The following is a 21,905-nucleotide window of genomic DNA, read 5'->3' as shown; positions in this document are numbered from 1 at the left end:
GCCCGCCTGCCGCGGGCTTTTTCCATGGTCGGAACCTGATATCCGGCTCACTCCTCGACCGGCTCCGGCAGGCTGCCATTGCCTTCCTGCAATTCGGGCTTGAACGGGATGTCCGGCGCAGGCCGGGCCGTGGCCGCGACATCCAGCAGGTTGGGATCGGTGATGTCGCACGCGCCGCCAACCACCAGCAGGATAGTCTGGCAGACCACGTGCTTGTTGGTGCCCGGGATAGGAATCCGGACGGTGGTGACGCTCTTGCGCACCCACTCTTCCAGCAGGGTCTCGCTGGGCCGCCAGTAGCGGTCGAACGCGGTGGGCTCGTAGTCGGTGGGCTTGCGCTTGAGCCAGGTGCCCGCGCGATCCAGGTTGACGATCTCATCGGTCAACGCCCCGGGAGGGCGGGCCGGCGAGGCGGACCCCGGCGTCCCGGCAAGACGAACGCTGCCATCGCTGTTGTATAGACCCGACGGATCACCCTTCTGTCCACCTTCGACATTGCGGGTGGAATCGCCCCAGTCGTCGGCGCGCTTGAGCGTATCCCAGCCTCCACGCGCGGCGGCCGCCTTCGGGCCGGTGGTTTGCGCAGGGGTCGCCGCCGCATTGCCGTTGCCGGTCGAAACGTTGTTCTTCCGCTCGCTCGGCGAGGAACTATCCGATCTTGCGGCGGTGGCCGTGTCACTGGCTCGGGATTGAGCTGGCTGGACGGCAGTGGCTGGAGAGGGCGCCGGGATCTCCCGTTCCCGGAGTGCCCGCGGCATCAGCGGTTGCTCGGCCACCGCCACCTCACGCCGCGGCACGACCACCGTCGGGGCCGCGGGCAGCGGCGCGGCAATTTCGCGCACGACGACCTCTGAAGGTGTCGGCTCCAGCTCTAATTCCGGAATCGGTCTGGGCGCGATGGTAGGGAGCGCGGTGGCCGGTCGCGACGGCACCTCGACCACGACCGCGTCCGGTGCGGAGACGGTGCGCTCCGGAACCGTCACCTGGGGCAGCGGAAGCCGTGGCATCGGTGGAGGCAACTGGTACTCGGACACATCCGGCACCGGCTTGCTCACCTCGACGTTCTGACTGACCTCCGGCGGCGTGGGTTCGGGCACCGGCAGGTCGGGCGTAACGCGCGGCACCGGCGGCGGCTCCGAGGCGGCGATCTCTGGCGCGGGATCGAGCGTTTGCGATGGAGCCTGTGCGGCGGGCGGTTCGGCTGCGGCCGAATCCTGCCCGGAAGCGGGGGCGCTCGCTGCGGCCGCGTCGTCCGATGAAGGCGTGACATCCGGCCCGCCGCCAACCTCGTCCGGCGTGCCCTCACCGAGGAACTCGATCTGGACGACCTCCTCCTCGCCTTTTTTCGGCGGATTCGCGGGCGCCACATACTGCTGATACATCAACCACACCAGCATTAGCGCGACAAACAGATGCCAGCCGACAGCGACCACCCACGCGATGCGGCGGACCGGGCGTTCGTCGGCTGGCGGCGGGTCCCATTGCTCCCGGTAAAGCGCCTTGAGCGACTCCCATCGGCCGAGCTCGGGGGAGTGTGGCGGGGGCGGCGCAACGTCGCGCTGGGCAAACACGGAGGCCAGCGCTTCGGGCGGGACGGCGGGGGTGCGGGAGCGTTCCTCGCGGGCTACCCACTCGTTCCACCCCGGCGGGAACTCGCCAGCGGCGCGACGAAGATGCGGTTCCACCAGCTTCATCCGAAGCCGGAGCGCATGCAGCCACGCGTCAGCCGGAAGGGTCAAGGGTGGGCTGGTCGGTCAGCTGGCGCCGTTGCGCGCGATATACGGCGCGGCGCCGGTGTCATGGTCGGTCGCATCACGCACGCCGGTCACCCCGGGCACCTTTTCGCGCAGGGTCTTCTCGATGCCGTTCTTCAATGTCACGTCCGCCATGCCGCAACCGTGGCATCCGCCTCCGAACCGCAGCACGACGATGCCGTCCGCAGTGACCTCCTGCAGCGCCACGTTGCCCCGGTGCATGGCCAGTTGAGGATTGATCTCGTTCTCGATGAGGTAGCGGACGCGCTCCACGAGCGACGCGGACTCGCCGGGCACGGCGCCCTTGATCTTCGGGGCGCGTATCTGCAGCTGACCCCCGGTTGCGAGCGCTTCGTAGTCGATTTCCGCGCCGTCCAGCACGCTCACGCTCTCGGCTTCAAGCCACAGCGTGAAACCCTTGCAGTCGATCGCCCACTCATCGCCGTCCAGTTCCGCCGGCTCGGTGAACTCCAGGCGGACATCGGCGCGCGGCGTACCGGGATTGACGGCCGACAGGCGAACCCCCAGCCCGGGGATTGCCTCGCGTTCGATGAGTTTGCGGAAATGGCTCTGTGCGGAGTCGGATATCTGGATCATGCCGCTATTCTAACGGGCTTGGCGCTATACAAGCGTATGCCCCCCGTTAAGCCAGGCAAGGCTGCCGAGAGCGTTCAGCCTGCCCACCACAAGGAGTCCACGATGAACGACAGGATTTCACTGGCCCAGGCCCATTGCGTCCCGCGCAAAGGTTCGGGCCATCGCCTTGACGAAGCCCGGATCCGTGAACTCCATGCCCATCTGGACGACTGGACCGTAGCCGAAGAAGGCCGCGCCCTCACCCGAACGTTCAAGTTCGACGACTATTACCGGACGATCGCCTTCGTCAATGCGCTCGCCTTCATCGCCAATCGCGAGGATCACCACCCGGATCTGGGCGTGCATTACGACCGCTGCGAGGTTCGCTTTTCGACCCACGACGTGGGCGGGTTGAGCGAGAACGACTTTATCTGTGCTGCAAAAACCGATGCCCTGCAGGAGTGAATGAGATGCCCGTTGACCACCCGCTCAAGCCCGTGATTGGCCCCTGGAAGCTGTTTCCCGCCCTGTCCGCCCTTGCCGTGGGGCTGATGCTCGCTGGCTGCAGCTCCGAGCAGGCCGAGCAGCCGGCGCAGGTCGCGCCTACCCAGCCGATGGCCGTGGAGACGCCGCCGCCCGAGTACCCGGAGGAACTGGCCTGCGCGGGTATAGAAGGCGAAGTGGGCGTGCTGCTCACCATTGGCGTCGATGGCATTCCGAAGGATGTGAAGGTTGAAGACACCAGCGGGCATCCGCAACTGGATGCGTCCGCGGTGGAAGCGGTAAAGGGCTGGAAGTTCCAGGCCGGCACCAGCCGCGGCAAACCGGCGGAAAGCCCGCTGCGGGTGCCGGTGAAGTTCACCGCGCCGGACATGGATTCAGAGCGCTGCCGGGACGTTTCGGGCAGCCTGCTGCAGTAATTGAGTGATCGCTCGTCGCCGGCGCCGCATGCAGTGCGGCCGGCGACGGTCCACCTCGACGATCTACTTCAGGCGGTCGAGGACATCCAGCAACTCGGGCGCCAGTGGCGCAGTAAGGCTGTAGGGCGTTTTGCCACCGTCCAGGGCGAATTCCAGCGTGGCTGCATGCAGGAACAGACGTTTCAGTCCTGCCTGATCACGCAGGCGGCGGTTGACCTCCGGATCCCCGTACTTGTCGTCGCCAGCAACGGTGTGACCAATGTGCTGCGCATGCGCGCGGATCTGGTGGGTACGCCCGGTTTCGATGCGCACCTCGCAGTAGGAATGCCCACCGCGCCGCTCCAGCACCTTGAAATGACTCAGCGCCGACTTGCCTGACGGGTTCACCTGCACGTGCCGCTCGCCGCCCTGGCGCAAGCCGACGTGTAGCGGCGCGTCCACGCTCATCGTTCCGTCCGGCATGCGCCCGACCAGCAAAGCCAGGTAGCGCTTGCGCATGCCGCCAGCGCCGCTGGTGCTCTCGCGCATCAGCGCCTGCATCTCGGTGAGGGTGGAGCGCTTCTTGGAGACCACCAGGACGCCGGAGGTGTCGCGATCAAGCCGGTGCACCAGCTCCAGGCCCTGCCCGGGACGCAAGGCGCGCAACGTCTCGATCGCGCCAAAACTGATGCCGCTGCCGCCATGGCTGGCGACCCCCGATGGTTTGTTAAGGACCAGCAGCCTCGCATCCTCATGGACGATTGCCGCCTCCAGCGCATCCATGAACCCGCGCGGCGGTGACGCGCGCTCGCCTTCCGGCTCCAGTCGTACCGGCGGGATGCGGACCTTGTCGCCGCTTTCCAGCTTGCGTTCCGCCTTCGCCCGGCCCCCGTTCACACGCACCTGGCCGGAGCGCACCAGCTTGTAGACCAGCGATCTCGGAGCACCCTTCAGAAGCCCGAGCAGGAAGTTGTCCAGCCGCTGGCCTTCTCGGTCCTCCGGAACCACCGCAACGCGCGCTCCGGCATGGCTTTGCTGGGTATCTGAATGGGTCATTCTGGGGAAGTTATCTGGTACACTCGCGACGCGAGATAAGGTTTTGATTTCGCAGGGAAGTCGTTCCGGCCACCGCATTACGCCTGGTAGCCGTAGCACGGGCCAAAAGCCCAACCTGCGATTCCGGTCTGCGTCTGACCCCCGCCCTCGGGGCGGCCATGTTAGCAGCGCCAGCACGGTGGAACCTCGGCTCGTCCGGTTTTGGCGAATATGCGTCAATCACCGGTCGATGAACACGACCCGAGCGGCGTCACGGCATCTGCCCGAAGCGCCTCCGGCCCCAAAATTTGGTAAGCAACAAAAACAAGCGCTCCCGCGGTTTGCCGTGGTGTAGAAGCGCTGGAAATTGTCAGGTCACGTCAGCGCGCGCACGCCGGTTCACCGGCCTGCAGGTTCCATGTCGCGGCGACGGGACGCAGTGTCCAGAGGCGAAACGCCAGGGCGTTCCGCGCGGTAGAGCGCGCGAGGAATGCATCAATGAAACGCATGCTGATCAACGCGACGCAGGCCGAAGAGCTGCGCGTCGCGATTGTCGACGGGCAGAACCTGTACGACATCGATATCGAGCAACCGTCGCAGGAACAGAAAAAGTCCAACATCTACAAGGGCAAGATCACCCGCCTGGAGCCATCGCTGGAGGCGGCGTTCGTCGAATACGGCGGTGATCGCCACGGCTTCCTGCCGATGAAGGAAATCTCGCGCGACTATTTCGCCGCGGGCGTGGACCACAACAAGGCCGGCCTGAAGGAACTGCTGCGCGAGGGCCAGGAGGTCGTGGTCCAGGTGGACAAGGAAGAGCGCGGCAACAAGGGCGCGGCGCTGACCACCTACATCTCGCTGGCCGGGCGCTACATGGTGCTGATGCCCAACTCCCCCACCGCGGGCGGCGTATCGCGCCGGATCGAGGGCGAGGACCGCGCCGAACTCAAGCGCGCGATGGATGCGCTGAACATCCCCGACGACATGGGCGTGATCATCCGCACCGCCGGTGTCGGCCGTGATGCCGAGGAACTGCAGTGGGATCTGGATTACCTGCTGCAGGTGTGGAAGTCGGTGGCCGATGCGGCGCTGACCAAGCCCGCGCCCTTCCTGATCTACCAGGAAAGCCGCCTGATCATCCGCGCATTGCGTGACTACATGCGCCCGGACATCGGCGAGGTGCTCGTTGACACCGAGGAGATGTACGCCGAGGCGCGCGAGTTCGTCGAGCAGGTGATGCCGCACAACCTGCGCAAGCTCAAGCATTACACCGACGACGTGCCGCTGTTCAACCGCTTCCAGATCGAGTCGCAGATCGAAAACGCCTACGAGCGTGATGTGCGCCTGCCCTCGGGCGGCGCGCTGGTCATCGACCAGACGGAGGCGCTGACCGCGGTCGACGTCAACTCGGCGCGTGCGACGCGCGGAAGCGACATCGAGGAAACCGCGTTCAACACCAACCTGGAGGCGGCCGAGGAAGTCGCCCGCCAGATGCGCCTGCGCGACCTGGCCGGCCTGGTGGTGATCGATTTCATCGACATGTCCTCCAGCAAGCACCAGCGCGAGGTCGAAAACCGCCTGCAGAACGCGCTCAAACAGGATCGCGCCCGCGTCCAGGTCGGCCGTATTTCCCGCTTCGGCCTGCTGGAGATGAGCCGGCAGCGGCTGCGTCCGAGTCTGGGCGAGTCCAGCCAGCTCGTGTGCCCGCGCTGCGAAGGCCATGGCCGCATGCGCAGTGTCGAGTCCCTGTCGCTGTCGATCCTGCGCGTGAGCGAAGAGCACGCGATGAAAGAAAACACCGGACAGATCCTGGTCCAGGCGCCGACCGAAATCGCCAACTACCTGCTCAACGAGAAGCGCCGCGCGATCAGCGAGATCGAAAGCCGTCACGGCACCCCGATCGTGATCGTCGCCGACGAGCATCTGTTGACGCCGCATTACGAAGTCAGCCGACTGCGCGACAACGAGCTGGGCGAAGACAGCAACCGTCCGAGCTACCATCGCGGCAGCCAGCGCAAGCTTCCAACCCACGCCTTGACCAAGGCGAACCTGAATGTTCCGGTCGCCGCCGCCGTGACCAACGTCAGGCCGGCCCAGCCGGCGCCTTTGCGTGAACCGCGCCAGGCTGACGTGCCTGCTGCGGCGGCGCCGACTCCGGTGGTGGTCGCTGCGGCTCCGACCCATTCCATCGGAATGGTCGACCGCATCATGCGGTTCTTCCGTGGCACCCCTGCCCCGGCTGCCGACAAGGCGGCGAACGATCGCTCGAGCAGTGGTCGGGGGCGTTCAAACGGCAGCAACCAGGCCGAGCGCAGCGATCGCGGCGAGCGTCAGGACCGCAACGGCCAGCGCCGTGGTGGGAAGCAGCAAGGTCGTGAGGGCAACCGTCGCGATGATGCCCGTCGTGGCAACGGACAGCCGCAGGAAGAGCGGGCCTCTGCCAGCAATGGCCGTGGGTCCAGGCAGCAGCGCGAAAAACAGCCCCGACGCCAGGGCGAGACAAACGTCGCGGCAATGGACGTTGCCGAGAAATCCACGCAGCGGCAGCCTCGCCAGTCGCGCGGGGATCGCCCGACGCGTGACGTAACCGCACCGCAGCTGGATACCGCCGATCAGGCGGCGTTGGCCACCGCGGCCGCCGCAACGTCTGCGGTCTCGCCTGCAGCAGAACGTGACAGCGACCGCGCCAACGCTGATACCCGGCAGGCGCCGGCCGCCGCAAACGCCACCAATGGCCATGCCCCGGCCGAAGACGATAACAACGCCGACGGCACCAACCGTCGCCGCCGCGGCCGTCGTGGTGGCCGTCGCCGCCGTCGCGGCAGTGCGGACGCCTCATCTGCCGCAGACCATTCTTCCGACAACGTCCTGTCGGATGCAGGCTCCTCGGAAGATAACGACGCCCCAGGCGGTGCTCCGGCCGGTGAAGTTCCGGCACCGGTAAGTCGTGCACAGCCCGAGTTCGACTTTGACGATGTTCCTGAGGCCGTTACGAAGCAGGAAGAGAAACCGAAGACCGACGAAAAGCCGCTGGCCCCGCCGCCTGAGGATCAGCCCGAAGCGAAACCTCTTGCAGCCTCGAAAAGCGTCGAGCGCGCGGATCTGTCCTCGACCGATGCTGAGCTCAAGGAAACGAGCACGCCCAAGGCCGAGAGCGACGACGAAGGCAATGAGGAGGTCGAAGGCACGCATGCGCCGAAGGCACGCAAGCCACGGGCACCCCGGGCGCCGCGCACACCTCGTGCCCGCAAGCAGTCAGATGCCGTCGCGGAAGGCCCGGACGATGACGGCACCGACATGACGTCTGCGGACGCGCCTGCTCCTGCAACCGAATCGACCGAGGCACGGGAAGCCGCCGGAGGTGATGACGAAGCGCAGACACGCTCCGACCGACATTCGAACAAGCCGACGCCGCAGGTCCAGCCACCCCTGGTGCGGACGGTTCCGGGTTACATCACCGGCGAAAATGCAGCCGATGACGCGATCGACGCCGGGACGAAGTTGCCACCGGTCGTGGTGGCGCCGCCGGCGGTGGTTGCGGTTGAGAAAGTGTCGGCGGAGCCTGAATTCGCATCTTCCGCGATGATCGTCGGCGATACGTCGCCCGAGAAAGTCGAGTCGCCGGTCAATCAGAACGTAGTCGACGAGAAGGTCAGCGACAAGGACGAGCCGCGCACCGCGAACCTGTTCGAAGGCAACACGCAAATCGTCGAAGGCATTGACGAGGAAGACGCTGCGGAAACATCGACCGGATCGGCCAGGAAAGACGTCAAGCACGACGCGTGACGCTTTAAACAGGTCGCCTTAGCAGCGACCAACGAAACGGGCCGCAATTGCGGCCCGTTTTATTTCCGGATATTGGCGATGCTTGACTCGGGCGACGACTAGAGAACCCGGCTTGGCTCCAGCAATCCGTGTTGCCCCAGCAGGCGGGCCAGCGCGATGCTGTCAGTGATGTCGAGTTTCTCGAACATCCGGCTTTTGTGGGTGTTGATGGTCTTCGCGCTCAAACACAACCGGCGGGCGATCTCCTCCTGACGCAAGCCCTGCGCCAGCAGCAGCGCCACCTCCAACTCGCGCGGGGAGAGTTCATCGAACGGCGAGTCATCCCCCTCCAGGCCTGACAGCGCCAGGTGCTGGGCGATGTTGCTGGCCAGGTAGCGCCTGCCCCGTGCCACGTCGCGCACGGCCCGTACCAGCTCGGCGGCATCACCGCCCTTGCCGACGTAACCGAACGCGCCGGCCTCCAACAGACGCCGCGGCATTGGACCGTCCTCCAGTACGGACACGATGATGACGCGCGTTTCCTGGTTGCCCTTGACGACCCGCTCCGTGACCTCAAGCCCACTCACGCCGGGCAGGTGCAGGTCGCACAACACCACGTCGGGTTTCAGTTGCCGGATCAATGGCAACGCCATCTCCCCGCTTTCCACGTCCCCCACGACCTGGATGTCGTCTTCGGCCGACAGGATCATGCGCATGCCGGTACGCACCAGCGCGTGGTCATCCACGATGAATACAGTAATTCCCATTTACCCCTCCTCGTCTACGTTCCGTGTAGTCCCCTGCCGGCGAGGCTACCGCTGCGCTTCAGGCGGCGCAACTCAAGGGTTTCCAGCGGGCTGCTCGAGCGCGAGCGAAATGGCGGAAGAGGTGGGATTCGAACCCACGGAAGGTTTAACCCTTCGCCGGTTTTCAAGACCGGTGCCTTCAACCGCTCGGCCACTCTTCCTGGAACTGGTGTCTCTGGGCGATCGCCCGCTATCCAATTTCGCAGCGAAGAGGCGTTGCACCTGCATCACCGCGCCGCGGATTATCGCACGGGGATCGCCGAAGCGTCAGCGTCTGAACGCCTTGAGTTCCGCCTCACTGCACGGCTTGCCGTTGATGTCGCCGCAACCCAGACGGGCATCGGAAACCAGCGCCGGAACGGTTTCGGCGAGGTAATCGATGAATACCCGCACGGCTGGCAGCATGCCGCGTCGGGAGGCAAACACGGCGTGGACGATGCCCTGCGGCAAACGCCACGCCGGCAACACCACCTGCAGGTCACCGCGACGGACCGCATCGGCGCACACGCTCTCGGGCAACAGGGTGATGCCTACGCCCTGTATCGCCAGTGAGAGCAGCATCGGCAGGTCGAAGCCCATTACCCGTGGCTTTATGTCGACCGGCTGCACGTCGCCCTCGGGGCCATGGAGTTCCCAGCGTTGTCGCGCGTCGTCCTCGCTCATGCTCATGGTGACGTGCTCGGAGAGTTCCTGCGGGGTCGAGGGACGACCCATCTTGCGCAGGTAATCGGGACTGGCGACCAGCAGCTCCTGGATCTGCCCGAAGCTGCGCATCACCAGGCTGCCGTCGTCGTCCAGCTTGCTGCGCACGCGCAGGGCCACGTCGATCCCCTCGTTGATCACATCCACCCGGCGATTGCTGACATGCAGTTGCACGCGCACTTCCGGGTAGCGACCGAGGAAACCTGGAAGCAGCTTGGGCATCTGTTGCTGGGCGACACCCACCGGAACGCTGACCCGGATCACGCCGCGCGGCTCGGCGCTCAACCGATCCACCACTTCGCGGGCCGCCTGCGCCTCGGCGAGCATCGATTGGACGTGGCGGTAAACCGAATTGCCGACCTCGGTCACGGCAAACCGGCGGGTGGAGCGTTGCAGCAGGCGGACACCCATTTCCGCTTCGAGCTGGCTGATGCGACGGCTCAGGCGCGACTTGGGGACGCCGGTGGCCCGCTCCGCCGCAGCGAAGCCGGAGTGTTCCACCACCATGGCGAAATAGTGGAGATCGTTGAGATCCTGCATGCCTGACAATTCCAATAGCGGAACATTCGGCAATATTTGATCAGCACGGGCTGCAAACCGCAACGATCAATTTTAAAAACTTCCCGGGCAGGTGGCTCGCCTGGTTCGGTCAGGCGGTGAGCGGGCCGCGGTCGAGCGCGCAGGCAATCACGCAATCACACAATCAGGTCGATCCCGCCCATGTACGGACGCAGCACTTCGGGCACCACGATCGAGCCGTCCGCCTGCTGGTAGTTTTCCATCACCGCCACCAATGCACGGCCGATGGCCACGCCCGAGCCGTTGAGGGTATGCACGAGTTCCGGCTTCCCGGAATCGGGGTTGCGCCAGCGAGCCTGCATCCGCCGGGCCTGGAACGCATCGCAGTTGGAGACCGAGGAGATCTCCCGGTAGGTCTCCTGCGATGGCAGCCACACCTCTAGGTCGAAGGTCTTGCTGGCCGAGAAGCCCATGTCTCCCGAGCACAGCAACATGCGACGGTAAGGCAGTCCAAGCTTCTCCAGCACCACCTCGGCGCAGCGGGTCATGCGCTCGTGCTCGGCCTCGGAATCTTCGGGGCGGACGATGCTGACCAGTTCGACCTTCTCGAACTGGTGCTGCCGGATCATGCCGCGGGTATCGCGGCCGTAGGCGCCGGCCTCGGCACGGAAGCACATCGAGTGTGCGGTCATCCGCATCGGCAGTTCGGATTCGGCCAGTATCTCGTCGCGGACGATGTTGGTCAGCGGCACCTCGGAGGTCGGGATCAGGTAGCGCTTGCTCTCGCCGACCGACGTGGCGAACAGGTCGTCCTCGAACTTCGGCAACTGGCCAGTGCCGACCAGGCTTTGAGCGTTGACCAGCACCGGCACGCTGGTTTCCTCGAACCCGTGCTCACCGGTGTGCAGGTCCAGCATGAACTGGGCGAGCGCACGGTGCAGCCGCGCGATCGGGCCGCGCAGGACAGTGAAGCGTGCACCGCTCAGCTTGGCCGCGGTGTCACCGTCCAGCCAGCCGTGGCGGGCGCCCAGTTCGACATGGTCCTTGGCCGGGAAGGCGAAGACGCCCGGCGTTCCCCAGCGGTGCTGCTCAACGTTGTCGCTCTCGTCGGCGCCACCGGGCACGGAATCGTCGGGCAGGTTCGGCAGGCCCAGGGCGATCGCATCCAGCTCACCGCGGATCGCATCCAGACGGGCCTCACTGGTCTTCAGCTCCTCGCTGAAGCCGGCGACCTCGGCCAGCAGCGCGCTCGCATCCTCGCCCTTGCCCTTGGCCTGCCCAATGGCCTTGGACCGCGTATTGCGCAGGTTCTGCAGCTCCTGGGTGCGGATCTGGATCCGCTTGCGTTCGCTTTCCAGCACGCGCAACGCGGCGACATCCAGGTCGTGACCGCGCGTCTGCTGCAGGCGTTCTGCCAGTTCGTCGGGCTGCTGGCGCAGGAGGTTGGGATCGAGCATGACGGGACCGCAAGGTGGTATCGGACCGCACATTATTGCGTGGATCGGCCGCGGAGGGCAGCCGATTGCCGCCTCGTTAACCGCGCGTGTGCACAATGCGCTTACCCAGACTCCCGGATTGGCCATGCCTGCAACGTCCCGCCCCCGCTTTGATCCCGCCCGATGGCTGCCCACCCAACGCATGTGGTGGGTGGTGATTTTCGCGGCAGCGGCGGGCTTGCTGCTGTTCGCGATCATCTGGGCACGCAGCCGCAGCGAGCCGGACTTCTACCGTCCCGGCGAGGCACCGGCGGACACCGTCGCCGCCGACTACACGCCGCTGCCGGTACCGACCGGCGATGGCACGGGCGAGCGTATCGAGGTTCCCGCCGAAAGCGCTGCGGCGCAGACCCAGTCGCCGGCGTTCATCGAGCCGGAACCGGCCCAGGCGGTGGAAAGCGCTCCATCGTTCGACCCCGGTCCTGCACCTGTTTATGCCCCCGCGTCGAATTCACCGATTGTTCCGCCGGTACCACTGGCCGGGCAGACGCCGGCACCGCGCTACCCTGCCCGCGCGAATCGCCGTGGCGAAAGCGGCACGGTGATGGTGGAGGCCATGATCGGTGCGGACGGCGTGCCTACGGCGGTGCGGGTCGCGCGTCGCAGCGGGTCCAATGATCTGGACCGTGCTGCGGTCGAGGCGGTCCGCCGGTGGCGCTTCCAGCCCGCTACCCAGGACGGCCGACCCACCACGGGCGTGGTCAATGTGCCGGTCAGCTTCCAGCCCGGCGGCTAGCTCGGGCCGGATGGGAACATACGGACGGGACAGGGAAATAAAAACGGCGGCAGGCCAGGGGCCGCCGCCGTTTTCTCCAACCGCAACCCCGTCCGGTCAGAAGTTGTAGCGCACCGACAGGTAGTAGTTGCGCGGCATGCCGTAGTACGCGGTCTGGATGTTGGCAACGCTGGAGAATTCCTGACCGTCGGTCTTGTAGACCTTGTCACCCAGGTTGCGCACGCCGGCGCGGACCTGCCACGCATAGTTCGACGAGTCCCAGACGCCGAACAGGCCGTAGGTTGCGTACGCGTCCTGCATCAGGTTGCTGCGGTTGTCCACCGACAGCCAGGTGTCGTCACGGTAGGACACATCACCGCCGATGGTGAGGCCTGCCCCGCCGTCCATCATGAAGGTGTGCTGCAGGGCGACGCGAGCCGTGAAGTCAGGCGAGAACGGAACATGGTCATGCAGGTTGGCCAGGGCCGGGTCCAGTTGCACGCGCGGGTCGACGAACTCGTCGTATCGGGCGTTCATGTAGGACAGTTGCCCCGACAGGCGGGTGCCTTCGCCCAGCAGCGCGCTACCTTCGAACTCGATTCCATCGATCTTCAGCGCTGCGGCGTTGAGTACCGGGAACGAGAAACTCGGGGTCGGCGAATCGGGGTTCACGATCTCCGACACACGGGCCTGGAAGTCCTTGTACTCGCTGTGGAAGGCAGTGACGTTGCCCTGCATGCGGCCGTCGGCCGAACGCATTTTCACCCCCGCCTCGTAGGTCCAGACGAACTCCGGATCAAACACGGCCTGGGTGGTTTCCAGAACCGAGTTGGCGCGACCGTTGAAGCCGCCGGACTTGAAGCCGCGGTTGGCGGAGACGTAACCCATGACGTTGCTGCTGAACGCCTTCTGCAGGCTGATCGACGGCGTCCAGGCGTCCCAGCTCTGGCGACCGTCAAATGCAACGGTCTCGTTCAGAGCAGCAAAGAGCGGGCCCCAATAGGTGCTGGTGGAGCGGGTGTAATCCTTTTCATCCTTGGAGTAGCGCAGACCTGCGGCCAGGGTCCAGGTCGGCACGAACTCCCAGCTCATGTGCGCGAATGCGGCTTTCGAGGTGGTATCGAGGTCGTCTTCGATGGTGCGCAGGAACGAGATCGGCGTTCCGGCGAAGGCAAAGAAATCGCTCGCATAGGCCTCCTGGTAGGAAGGCACCTTCTCGTTCATGTAATACAGGCCGAAGATCGCCTGCAGATTGCTGCCGTTGTCGTACTGGAACTGGAATTCCTGGCTCTTCTGCTTCTGGTCGATCGCCACCAGCACGTCGCCCAGCTCGAACTCCGAAGCATCGATATCGATGAAGGAGTTGGTCTTCAGCTTGCGCCACGCGCTGATGCTCTTGAAGCGCCACTGCGCGTTCATGTCCCAATCGACTGCAAGGCTGGCGCCTTGGTGGGTCATTTCCTGCCCCTGGCCAGGACCGAACGAGGTCCGGGTGCGGAAATCGTATTCTCCGGTCGGCGCCGGCTTCAGCACGACGGGGCCGAACGCGACGTCGGTCTGGATGAGCGGCGCGGTCGGCTGGCCCAGGGTCAGCGGCGCGTCCTGCTTGTTGTGGTCGAGTGACAGGGTGGCATTGACGTTGTCGCTGACCTTGAAGGCGATCTTGGCACGCAGCGCCTTGTTTTCGTCGCCGTTGTACTTGCGGCCCGTGGACGGATCGGTCACGTAGCCATCGCTCTCGCTCATCGCCCCAGCGAGGCTCATCGCCACGAACTCGTTCAACTCGCCGCCGAAGTAGAACTTGCCTTCGCGCTGGCCGAAGTTGCCCACCGTGGCCTCAACCGAGCCGCCGGTGTCCTCGAACGGATTTTTGGTACTGACCTTGATGGCGCCGCCGGTGGAATTCTTGCCATACAACGTGCCCTGCGGGCCGCGCAGCACCTCCACCTGCTGCACGTCGAAAAGGGAGAACATCGCGCCGTTGATGCGCGAGTAATACACGTCATCGACGTACATGCCCACGCCGGGATCAAAGGTCTGCAGCGCGTCGGGCTGACCAATGCCGCGGATGAATACGTTGATCGAGTTGGCCGATCCTCGGCCCTGCACGATGTTCATATTGGGGACGACGCCCTGCAGGCCCTCGACGGTGTCGGCCTGCAGGTCCTTCAGGGCTTCCTCGCCAAATGCGCTGATCGCGACCGGAACGTCCTGGATGGACTCGGTGCGCCGGCGGGCGGTCACGGTCACGGCGTCGAGCGTCTTGGCCTGGCTGTCCTGCGCGGCGACGTCGGGTGTTGCGGTATTTGACGTGTCCTGCGCCCAGACGCCCGGCGCGAGCAATGCGCAGACGATGGCGACACTCAACTGCTTACGGTACATATGGTCTCTCCCCTTGAATTCGATTGGCTTGCCGGTTGTCGTGTCGAGGTTTCGGATCCACGGCAAACCCAGACCCGTTCCACCCTGGCGGCCAGACTAAGCGGGGCCGGCAACCATCACAGCTGTACCTTCGGACAATGCCCGGCGGCCGACTCTGCGCGGACACTCCTCGGTCACTGATACACGGGGAGTGGCGCATGGCGGGGTTGACATGGATTTCCTGATTGTCCTGGGCGCGCTGGCGTTCCTGATGTTCGTCGCCTATCGCGGCTACAGCGTGATCCTGTTCGCACCGGTTGCGGCGCTGGGCGCGGTGCTGTTGAGCGACCCGAGCCTGGTGGCGCCGATGTTCACCGGCCTGTTCATGGACAAGATGGTCGGATTCCTGAAGCTCTACTTCCCCGTGTTTTTGCTGGGGGCCATCTTCGGCAAGGTGATCGAGCTATCGGGCTTCTCCAAGGCCATCGTCGCCGCCACCATCAAGCTGTTCGGCGCCAGTCGGGCGATGCTGTCCATCGTGATGGTCTGCGCCTTGCTCACCTACGGGGGCGTTTCGCTGTTCGTGGTGGTGTTTGCGGTGTATCCGTTTGCCGCCGAACTGTTCCGTCAGAGCGACATCCCCAAACGCCTGATTCCCGGCACCATTGCGTTGGGCGCATTCACCTTCACCATGGATGCCCTGCCCGGCACGCCGCAGATCCAGAACATCATCCCTACCCCGTTTTTCGGCACCGACACCTGGGCTGCGCCATGGCTGGGAACGATCGGCGGCGTGTTCATCCTGATCGTCGGCATGAGCTATCTGGAGGGGCGTCGCCGCGCTGCACTGAAAGCCGGTGAAGGCTATGGCGATCAGGCCAAACTGATCAACGAGCCGGCCGAGTTCACCGGCGGCAAGCTGGCCAATCCGATACTCGCGATCCTGCCCCTGATCCTGGTGGGCGTGTCCAACAAGCTGTTCACCAACTGGATCCCGCGCTACTACGGCGAGAGCCATTCCTTTGATCCGGCCGTGATCGGGACGAACGCGCCGGTGGTGCAGCAGATCTCATCCGTGGTCGCTATCTGGGCGGTCGAGGGAGCGCTGCTGGTTGGCATCCTGTCAGTCATTGCATTTGCCTGGAAGCCGGTCATCACCAGCTTTGCGGTCGGCACCAAGGACGCGATCGCCGGCGCGCTTCTGGCGGCCATGAACACCGCATCGGAATACGGCTTTGGCGCGGTGATCGCCGCGCTGCCGGGCTTCTTGATCGTGGCCAACGCGCTGGGCGCCATCCCCAATCCGCTGGTGAACGAGGCGATCACGGTTACCGCTCTGGCAGGCATCACCGGGTCGGCATCGGGCGGGATGAGCATCGCCCTGGCGGCCATGTCGGAGACCTTCATTGCCAACGCGAACGCCGCGGGAATCCCCATGGAAGTGCTGCACCGCGTAGCCTCAATGGCGTCCGGGGGCATGGACACCCTGCCCCACAACGGCGCGGTGATCACGCTGCTGGCCGTGACCGGCCTGACCCACAGGCAGGCCTACAAGGACATCTTCGCAATCACGATCATCAAGACCCTTGCAGTGATGGTGATCATCGGCGTGTTCTACAGCACGGGCATCGTCTAGACGGCGGCAGCAAAAATCTCAGCGCACCGGGTCGCCGATGCGCTTGCTGGACGTAGCTGATTTGCGGCGATAAGACCGATCAGCGAGGACCGAGGACGACGTTGAGATCGTTGCCCTGTGGCATGCCCGAGCGACGCTGCACGTTGCCCTGCTCGTCGTGGAACAGGATGCCGGGAGTACCCTGGAAGCCCAGCTCCAGCATCAGGCGCTCGTTGCTGTCCAGCTGGGTGCGCACGTCCGCAGGAATGGCCGCCATAGGTTTGATGCCGCCGCTGGACTGGTTGCGCTCGTTGTCCGCCAGCGCGTTTCCGGGCGACGGCGCCTTGAGGATCGCGGCAGCCTTGTTGGCGCTGTCCTGGCGGATCACCCCGACCATGACATGCCGCAACTGGACCTTGCCAGAGTCCACCCAGGGCCGCGCGGCTTCCCAGAAGCTGTGGCAGTAAGGGCAATTGGCGTCGGTAAAAGTGTAGATGACCCGCGGCGCATCGGTCTTTCCGTCCTGCACCCAGGTCGCGTTATCGAGCTTCTTCCAGATGCGTTCCGACATCGGCTTGACGACCAGATCGCGCATCGCGTCCGCTCCGGCGTCGTTGCCTTGCGCATCGACGAGCGTGCCGATCAGTGCATGCGACCCGTCGCCGGTCAGGTAGATGGACACCGGGTTGCCGCCTGCGATCCCGGCATAGCCGGTCAGGCCCGACGGCGCTTTGAAGGTCCCCAGCACCTCCAGGCCCTGCGCTTCCAGCGCCTGGATGGGCGCGGGATAGTCGCCGGTTTTCTTGCCAGCGTCAGGGGCTGCAGCGTTCGCACTCGGCTGGGCTGGCGCTGGCCGGGCGCCTGATTCCACGGCGTCGCTGCAGGCACTGGCCAACAGCAGGATCGGGGCCAGCAACAGCCAGGACTGGATGGTCTTGCGTGCCATCACGGCACCTCCGGGGGAGTGGGGGAAATTGGACCGGGCGAACCGGCAATGGCCTTCAGCTTGCTGGCGAGACCCGCCTGGGTCAGCTCGCCCATGTGGAAGTCCACCAGCCGCCCATCGGCGCCAAAGAAGAGCGTGGTCGGCAGGCCGCGCGCGCCCATCTCGTTCATGAGGCTGGAAAACGGGTCAAGCAGCACGTTGTCCAGCGCCAGCCCCTCCGCCTGCAGGTAGTCGCGGATCTGCTCTGGACCCTCGCCCTGGTTGACGAAAACAAAGCCGACCTCCGGCGTCGACTGCTGGCCTTTGGCCAGCACCGGCATCTCTCGGCGGCACGGCGGGCACCACGTGGCCCACAGATTGACCACCAGCGGTCGACCGGACATCTCCGAGAGCGTCACGCGCTCATCGTCAAGCGTGGTCATCTCGGTGGATGGCAGTTCCACACTGGAGTGGTGCATCAGCCACATCGAGCCCAGCAGCGCTCCCCAGGCCAGCAGTCCAGACACGCATCCTGCAATCAGGGGGACCCGTCGACCGGGGCGCTGGCGGAGCTTCCACGCGCCCCAGCCAAGAGCTGCCAACAAGCCGGCCCACCACGTAAAGCCACCGTCACCGATGCGCAGGACCGACCAGGGCTCGGCCATGTAGGCGGGCAACCACCTCAACACGAATGCCAGTCGCGCCACCAGGATGCCGATAAAGAACATGTCGAAGATGACCGACGACGCTGTTCGATCTGGAGAAGCATGCGCGTCCGGCTCTGCCGAAGCGATGGACGATGTGGTCCCCCCCGAACTCAAGCGCGTCGCAAACTGGCGCGAGACGAGGATCGCAATTATCAGGGAGACCGCCAGCAGTGCTGCCGGCAGCGGGAAAGGGCCGAGACTGAGCATCCGGTCACTCTACCCGGTGCGCGTTATGCGGTACTGACCCGAACGGTCGGCTCAGTTGCTGTCGCGCGGTGTCTCCAGCTTGCCCACTTCCTCACCCAGCTCGCTGCCCTGCGGCGTCAGCAGGTACCAGTCGCCCCATTCGTCATTGCGCTGGTGGCCCAGCACATCGCCAGGGCGGGTGTCGCCGACGAAGTGGTAGAGCGGATGCCCGTTGTAGGTGATCTGCCGGCTGCCGTCGGGGCGCTCGACTGTTCCGATGAGCACTGGGCTCAAGCCGTCACTCACGGTCGGCTCGCCGGTCGGCGGGAACAATGGCGCCCACTGGGTCAGGCACGAAGCGGTGCATTTGTCGCCGTCCAGATCTCCTTCCAGCATGTACAGCGCACGGCGGTCGTTGTCGGCGACAAAGTCACCAGGCCCGCCCACCGACATCACTGTCAGGCTGCCCGAGGCGTCGGCCGCATCGGTGACAAGGGTTCCACCTGGCCCGATCGGTGACGGCATCTGGGCATCGGCAGTCGCCGGGGGGTCCATGTGGGTTCCCTCTTCGGCAGCCCGGTCGCAGGCGCCCAGGGTGAATGCGAGCGACAGCGCGCCGATAGCGGCAAGTGCGCGGTGGTTCAGCGATGCAGGGGTTTTGCGGCTTGGGAAATGCATAGGTCCTCGTCGTACGCGCGGTGACGCGAATGGCAACCGGCCAGATGCGGTCATTGTCCAATTCATAGGGGGGACGCCGTTAACGCCGGGTCGACAGCGTCACGGGCCCGCTTCTCACAACAACCTGAATCATGACCCGCCGGTGGCCTCTAACGCCTCGGCGATCACTCGCGTATCCGTTGGCCTGACGACGCGCGCGACTTCCTCGCCATCGCGCATGAACACGAGTGTCGGCCAGAGCTTTACCCGGAACGATCTGCCCAGCCGCCGCCCTGGACCGTCCTCCACCTTCAGATGGCGAAGGTCGGGGTGGTTCGCGAAGACGGCCGCGATATGCGGCTGCGCCCGCTGGCAGTGCCCGCACCACGAGGTGCCGAACTCGATGACGCTGATTCCGGGCAGCGCGTCCACTTCCTCGCGCGTCGGCGCAGTGGTGGCGTAGTCCTGGCTCATGTGTGCTCCTCTCCTGTTTGCGGGAACGCACCCGAACGGCTTGGATCCGGCCGATCATGCGGCGGGTGCGCGGGCTCCTTCAGCCGCGCCAGCAATGGCTCGACAAGATCCATGGGCAGCGGGAACACGATGGTGGAGGTCCGGTCGCCGGCGATCTCGGTCAGAGTCTGCATATAGCGCAGCTGGATCGCGCGTGGATCGGCGCCCATGATCCGCGCGGCCTCGACCAGCTTCTCGGCCGCCTGCTGCTCGCCTTCGGCGTGGATGATCTTGGCCCGCCGAACGCGCTCGGCCTCTGCCTGGCGGGCAATCGCCCTGACCATCGTCTCGTTGATGTCGACGTGCTTGATCTCGACATTGGCCACCTTGATGCCCCACGCATCGGTCTGCTTGTCGAGGATCGCTCGGATGTCGCCGTTGAGCTTGTCGCGCTCGGCCAGAAGCTGATCCAGCTCGTGTTGCCCAAGCACCGAACGCAGCGTGGTCTGCGCCAGTTGACTGGTGGCCTCGTAGAAGTGCTCCACCGCGATGATCGCCTTTTCAGCATCCACCACCCGGAAGTACACCACCGCATTGACCTGGACGGAGACGTTGTCGCGGGTGATCAGGTCCTGCGTCGGGACGTCCATGACAATGGTGCGCATGTCGACCCGGACCATCTGCTGCACGACAGGTACCAGCAGGATCAGTCCCGGTCCCTTGACCTTCCAGAACCGGCCGAGCTGGAACACCACGCCGCGCTCGTACTCGCGCAGGATCTTGATCGCACTGAAGAAGAAGACCGCAATGACGACCAGTATCGGGAAGTACATGACCAGGTTCATGGTGGGACTCCGGTTTTGCCGGACCGCACGGCAACTGCGGGACCGACGTGGGTGACATGCAGTACCAGCCCGTCCATGGACTGAACCTGCAGGGATTGGCCGCGCTCGACGGGCATGGGTGATTCGGCTTGCCAGATTTCGCCGCGGATGCGCACCTGCCCCCGGCCGATGAAGTCTTCGATCGCGATCGCCTGCTGACCCACCATTGCACCCGCAGCGACAGACACCTCTCGTGTGCGTGATCGTGCCAGTACCCAGACCAGCCCCATGAACGACAGGGCGCTGGCGATGCCAATGCCGAGAATCAATTGGCCGGGAACACCGAAACCTGGCACATCCGTGTCGAACAGGATCAATGATCCGGCGACAAGCGCGACGATGCCGCCGATCCCCAGTGCGCCAAAGCTGGGCACGGAGAACTCCAGTCCCATCAGCAGCACGCCCAAGGCGATCAGGCCCACCCCCGCGTAGTTGACCGGCAACACCTGCAGCGCATACAACGCAAGCAGGAGGCAAATTGCGCCAACCACCCCGGGCACGATCGCCCCCGGGCTGTATCCCTCCAGCAACAAACCGTACATCCCTGCCAACAGGAGCATGTAGGCGACCGAAGGGTTGGTAAGCACGGCCAGCATGCTGGAGCGCCAGTCCGGAGCCAGCGTGGTCACCGCGGCCCCGCGGGTGGACAGAGCGACGGGTCCGCCACGCACCCCGACCTCGCGCCCATCGGCCTGGTCCAGCAGGCTGTCCATATCGTCGGCAATGATCTCCACCACACGCTGCTGCAGCGCCTGCGCTGCGGTGAGCGTCGCCGCATCGCGCACGGCGGACTCGGCAAAGCCGGCGTCGCGCCCCCGCAGTTCGGCCAGGCTGCGCAGGTAGGCGACCGAATCGTTGATGACCTTGTGCGTCCTCGCGTCGTCCTTGCCCTGCCGTTTGGGTGCATTGGGACCTTCCCCGCCAACGCCCTCCGCTCCCTGCGGAGCCTGGCGCTGCGCGTCTGGCAGACCCTTGTCCGCCCCGGGCCCAGAGAGTGTCCGGTTGCCCGCTCGATCCCCGGCCGGGTCGCTGCCGGATGCGCCACCGCCCATCTGCACCGGCGTTGCGGCACCCAGGGATGTCGCCGGCGACATCGCTGCCAGATGGCAGGCGTAAAGGATGTAGGTGCCCGCGCTGGCCGCGCGCGCGCCCTGAGGCGTGACCCAGCCGATCACTGGCACGGGAGAGGCCAGGATCGCCTGGTTGATATCGCGCGTGGCGGCGTCCAGGCCACCGGGGGTATCGATCCGAACCACCACGGCTGCGGCAGACTCATCGGCGGCGCGATCGAGCCCCCTCACCAGATAGTCGCGGGTGGCCGGGCCGATCCCCCCCTTGATGTCCAGGACGATCACATGCTGCGCCCTCGCCCCATCCACCGGCGTCTGCGCGTGTGCTGAAGGCAAGAGAGAAATCGCCCATATGCAGGCAAGGAAACCCGCCAGCCGCACTGCGCGTTCGATCATCGTCATCTCCACCCAGGAAGGGCGGCGCCAAGGCCGAGTTTTCTAATTGAACACCAGTGCCCGTTAAACCCGCGGAAAACTCACGCGCGACAGGGCGAGGCAAGCCGCGCCCGGAAACTGCAACCCCACGGGGCAACGGTCAACAAAACAGCGACGAAAGGGCTCGGGATTGCGGCAAGCACATTCAACGTTCCCGGGCTGACACCACAACCCACCAACGCGACGATACCCGCCTGACTGGCCTGCTCGTGCAGGTCCAGCATGTCCACGGTCGGTTGCGCATCGTCGCAGATGACGACGTAGTGACAGCCGGCTTCGATGGCGGATTTCAGAATCGGCACGCCGAAACGGTAGTAAGGACTACGAACGTAACCACGACCGCGC

At 65.2% G+C, this 21,905-nt stretch carries 19 protein-coding genes and 1 tRNA gene; 5 read left to right on the top strand and 15 right to left on the bottom strand.

Annotated elements, in window-relative coordinates; all coding sequences use genetic code 11:
- Positions 1-47: 47 nt before the first annotated feature.
- Positions 48-1,571 carry a hypothetical protein gene (locus tag INQ42_RS06165; RefSeq protein WP_194035603.1) on the bottom strand — a complete coding sequence of 508 codons (1,524 nt, stop codon included), beginning with the start codon at positions 1,569-1,571 and terminating at the stop codon, positions 48-50.
- 183 nt (positions 1,572-1,754) lie between these two features.
- Positions 1,755-2,351: an NfuA family Fe-S biogenesis protein gene (locus INQ42_RS06160; RefSeq protein ID WP_194035602.1), complete on the bottom strand. Its 597-nt coding sequence runs from the start codon at positions 2,349-2,351 to the stop codon at positions 1,755-1,757.
- A gap of 102 nt (positions 2,352-2,453) precedes the next feature.
- Between INQ42_RS06160 and INQ42_RS06155 the strand changes: the two genes are divergently transcribed.
- Both INQ42_RS06155 and INQ42_RS06150 read left to right on the top strand, forming a co-directional pair.
- Positions 2,454-2,795, top strand: coding sequence for a 4a-hydroxytetrahydrobiopterin dehydratase (locus tag INQ42_RS06155; RefSeq protein WP_194035601.1), 342 nt, complete (start codon positions 2,454-2,456; stop codon positions 2,793-2,795).
- A gap of 5 nt (positions 2,796-2,800) precedes the next feature.
- Entirely contained in the window at positions 2,801-3,250 is a 450-nt protein-coding gene (locus INQ42_RS06150; protein ID WP_194035600.1) for an energy transducer TonB, read from the top strand.
- A 63-nt stretch (positions 3,251-3,313) separates the two neighbouring features.
- Here the strand turns inward: INQ42_RS06150 and INQ42_RS06145 are convergent, their stop codons facing one another.
- A complete protein-coding gene (locus INQ42_RS06145; RefSeq protein WP_194035599.1) occupies positions 3,314-4,285 on the bottom strand; it encodes an RluA family pseudouridine synthase in 972 nt (323 codons plus the stop codon).
- A gap of 486 nt (positions 4,286-4,771) precedes the next feature.
- Here INQ42_RS06145 and INQ42_RS06140 point away from each other — a divergent pair, with 486 nt between their 5' ends.
- Positions 4,772-8,050 (top strand): Rne/Rng family ribonuclease, encoded by a 3,279-nt coding sequence (locus tag INQ42_RS06140; RefSeq protein ID WP_407070804.1) that lies wholly within the window; start codon positions 4,772-4,774, stop codon positions 8,048-8,050.
- 98 nt (positions 8,051-8,148) lie between these two features.
- On the opposite strand, the gene INQ42_RS06135 is transcribed toward INQ42_RS06140, so the two are convergent.
- The 4 genes from INQ42_RS06135 to serS form a co-directional block, all read right to left on the bottom strand.
- A complete protein-coding gene (locus tag INQ42_RS06135; protein ID WP_194035597.1) occupies positions 8,149-8,796 on the bottom strand; it encodes a response regulator in 648 nt (215 codons plus the stop codon).
- A 110-nt stretch (positions 8,797-8,906) separates the two neighbouring features.
- Positions 8,907-8,996, bottom strand: a tRNA-Ser gene (locus INQ42_RS06130).
- A gap of 106 nt (positions 8,997-9,102) precedes the next feature.
- Complete coding sequence (locus INQ42_RS06125) at positions 9,103-10,077, bottom strand: LysR family transcriptional regulator (RefSeq protein ID WP_194035596.1); 975 nt, start codon at positions 10,075-10,077, stop codon at positions 9,103-9,105.
- Between the two features lie 155 nt (positions 10,078-10,232).
- On the bottom strand, positions 10,233-11,513 hold the full coding sequence (serS, locus tag INQ42_RS06120; protein ID WP_194035595.1) for a serine--tRNA ligase: 1,281 nt from the start codon (positions 11,511-11,513) through the stop codon (positions 10,233-10,235).
- A gap of 124 nt (positions 11,514-11,637) precedes the next feature.
- Between serS and INQ42_RS06115 the strand changes: the two genes are divergently transcribed.
- Positions 11,638-12,288, top strand: a complete 651-nt coding sequence (locus INQ42_RS06115; protein WP_194035594.1) for an energy transducer TonB — start codon at positions 11,638-11,640, stop codon at positions 12,286-12,288.
- Positions 12,289-12,384: 96 nt separating this feature from the next.
- On the opposite strand, the gene INQ42_RS06110 is transcribed toward INQ42_RS06115, so the two are convergent.
- Complete coding sequence (locus INQ42_RS06110) at positions 12,385-14,649, bottom strand: TonB-dependent receptor (protein WP_194035593.1); 2,265 nt, start codon at positions 14,647-14,649, stop codon at positions 12,385-12,387.
- Between the two features lie 211 nt (positions 14,650-14,860).
- Between INQ42_RS06110 and INQ42_RS06105 the strand changes: the two genes are divergently transcribed.
- A complete protein-coding gene (locus INQ42_RS06105; RefSeq protein ID WP_194035592.1) occupies positions 14,861-16,264 on the top strand; it encodes a GntP family permease in 1,404 nt (467 codons plus the stop codon).
- A 79-nt stretch (positions 16,265-16,343) separates the two neighbouring features.
- Here INQ42_RS06105 and dsbG read toward each other — a convergent pair whose 3' ends face one another.
- From dsbG to INQ42_RS06070, 7 genes are all read right to left on the bottom strand, one after another.
- The gene (gene dsbG / locus INQ42_RS06100) at positions 16,344-17,189 is read right to left on the bottom strand and encodes a thiol:disulfide interchange protein DsbG (RefSeq protein WP_194035591.1); all 846 of its coding nucleotides are present in this window, start codon (positions 17,187-17,189) and stop codon (positions 16,344-16,346) included.
- Complete coding sequence (locus INQ42_RS06095; RefSeq protein WP_194035590.1) at positions 17,189-18,082, bottom strand: TlpA disulfide reductase family protein; 894 nt, start codon at positions 18,080-18,082, stop codon at positions 17,189-17,191. Before INQ42_RS06095 ends, dsbG begins: the two co-directional genes overlap by 1 nt.
- Positions 18,083-18,133: 51 nt before the next feature.
- Complete coding sequence (locus tag INQ42_RS06090) at positions 18,134-18,739, bottom strand: COG4315 family predicted lipoprotein (RefSeq protein WP_194035589.1); 606 nt, start codon at positions 18,737-18,739, stop codon at positions 18,134-18,136.
- Positions 18,740-18,868: 129 nt separating this feature from the next.
- Positions 18,869-19,192: a thioredoxin family protein gene (locus INQ42_RS06085; RefSeq protein ID WP_194035588.1), complete on the bottom strand. Its 324-nt coding sequence runs from the start codon at positions 19,190-19,192 to the stop codon at positions 18,869-18,871.
- Complete coding sequence (locus tag INQ42_RS06080; RefSeq protein WP_194035587.1) at positions 19,189-20,016, bottom strand: slipin family protein; 828 nt, start codon at positions 20,014-20,016, stop codon at positions 19,189-19,191. Before INQ42_RS06080 ends, INQ42_RS06085 begins: the two co-directional genes overlap by 4 nt.
- The gene (locus INQ42_RS06075) at positions 20,013-21,521 is read right to left on the bottom strand and encodes an NfeD family protein (RefSeq protein WP_194035586.1); all 1,509 of its coding nucleotides are present in this window, start codon (positions 21,519-21,521) and stop codon (positions 20,013-20,015) included. The genes INQ42_RS06080 and INQ42_RS06075 overlap by 4 nt, the downstream gene beginning before the upstream one ends.
- An 80-nt stretch (positions 21,522-21,601) precedes the next feature.
- The gene (locus INQ42_RS06070; RefSeq protein ID WP_194035585.1) at positions 21,602-21,862 is read right to left on the bottom strand and encodes a hypothetical protein; all 261 of its coding nucleotides are present in this window, start codon (positions 21,860-21,862) and stop codon (positions 21,602-21,604) included.
- Between the last annotated feature and the right edge of the window lie 43 nt (positions 21,863-21,905).

The organism is Lysobacter avium (assembly GCF_015209745.1).
GTDB classification, from domain to species: domain Bacteria; phylum Pseudomonadota; class Gammaproteobacteria; order Xanthomonadales; family Xanthomonadaceae; genus Novilysobacter; species Novilysobacter avium.
This window is presented reverse-complemented; position numbering and strand designations above follow the sequence as displayed.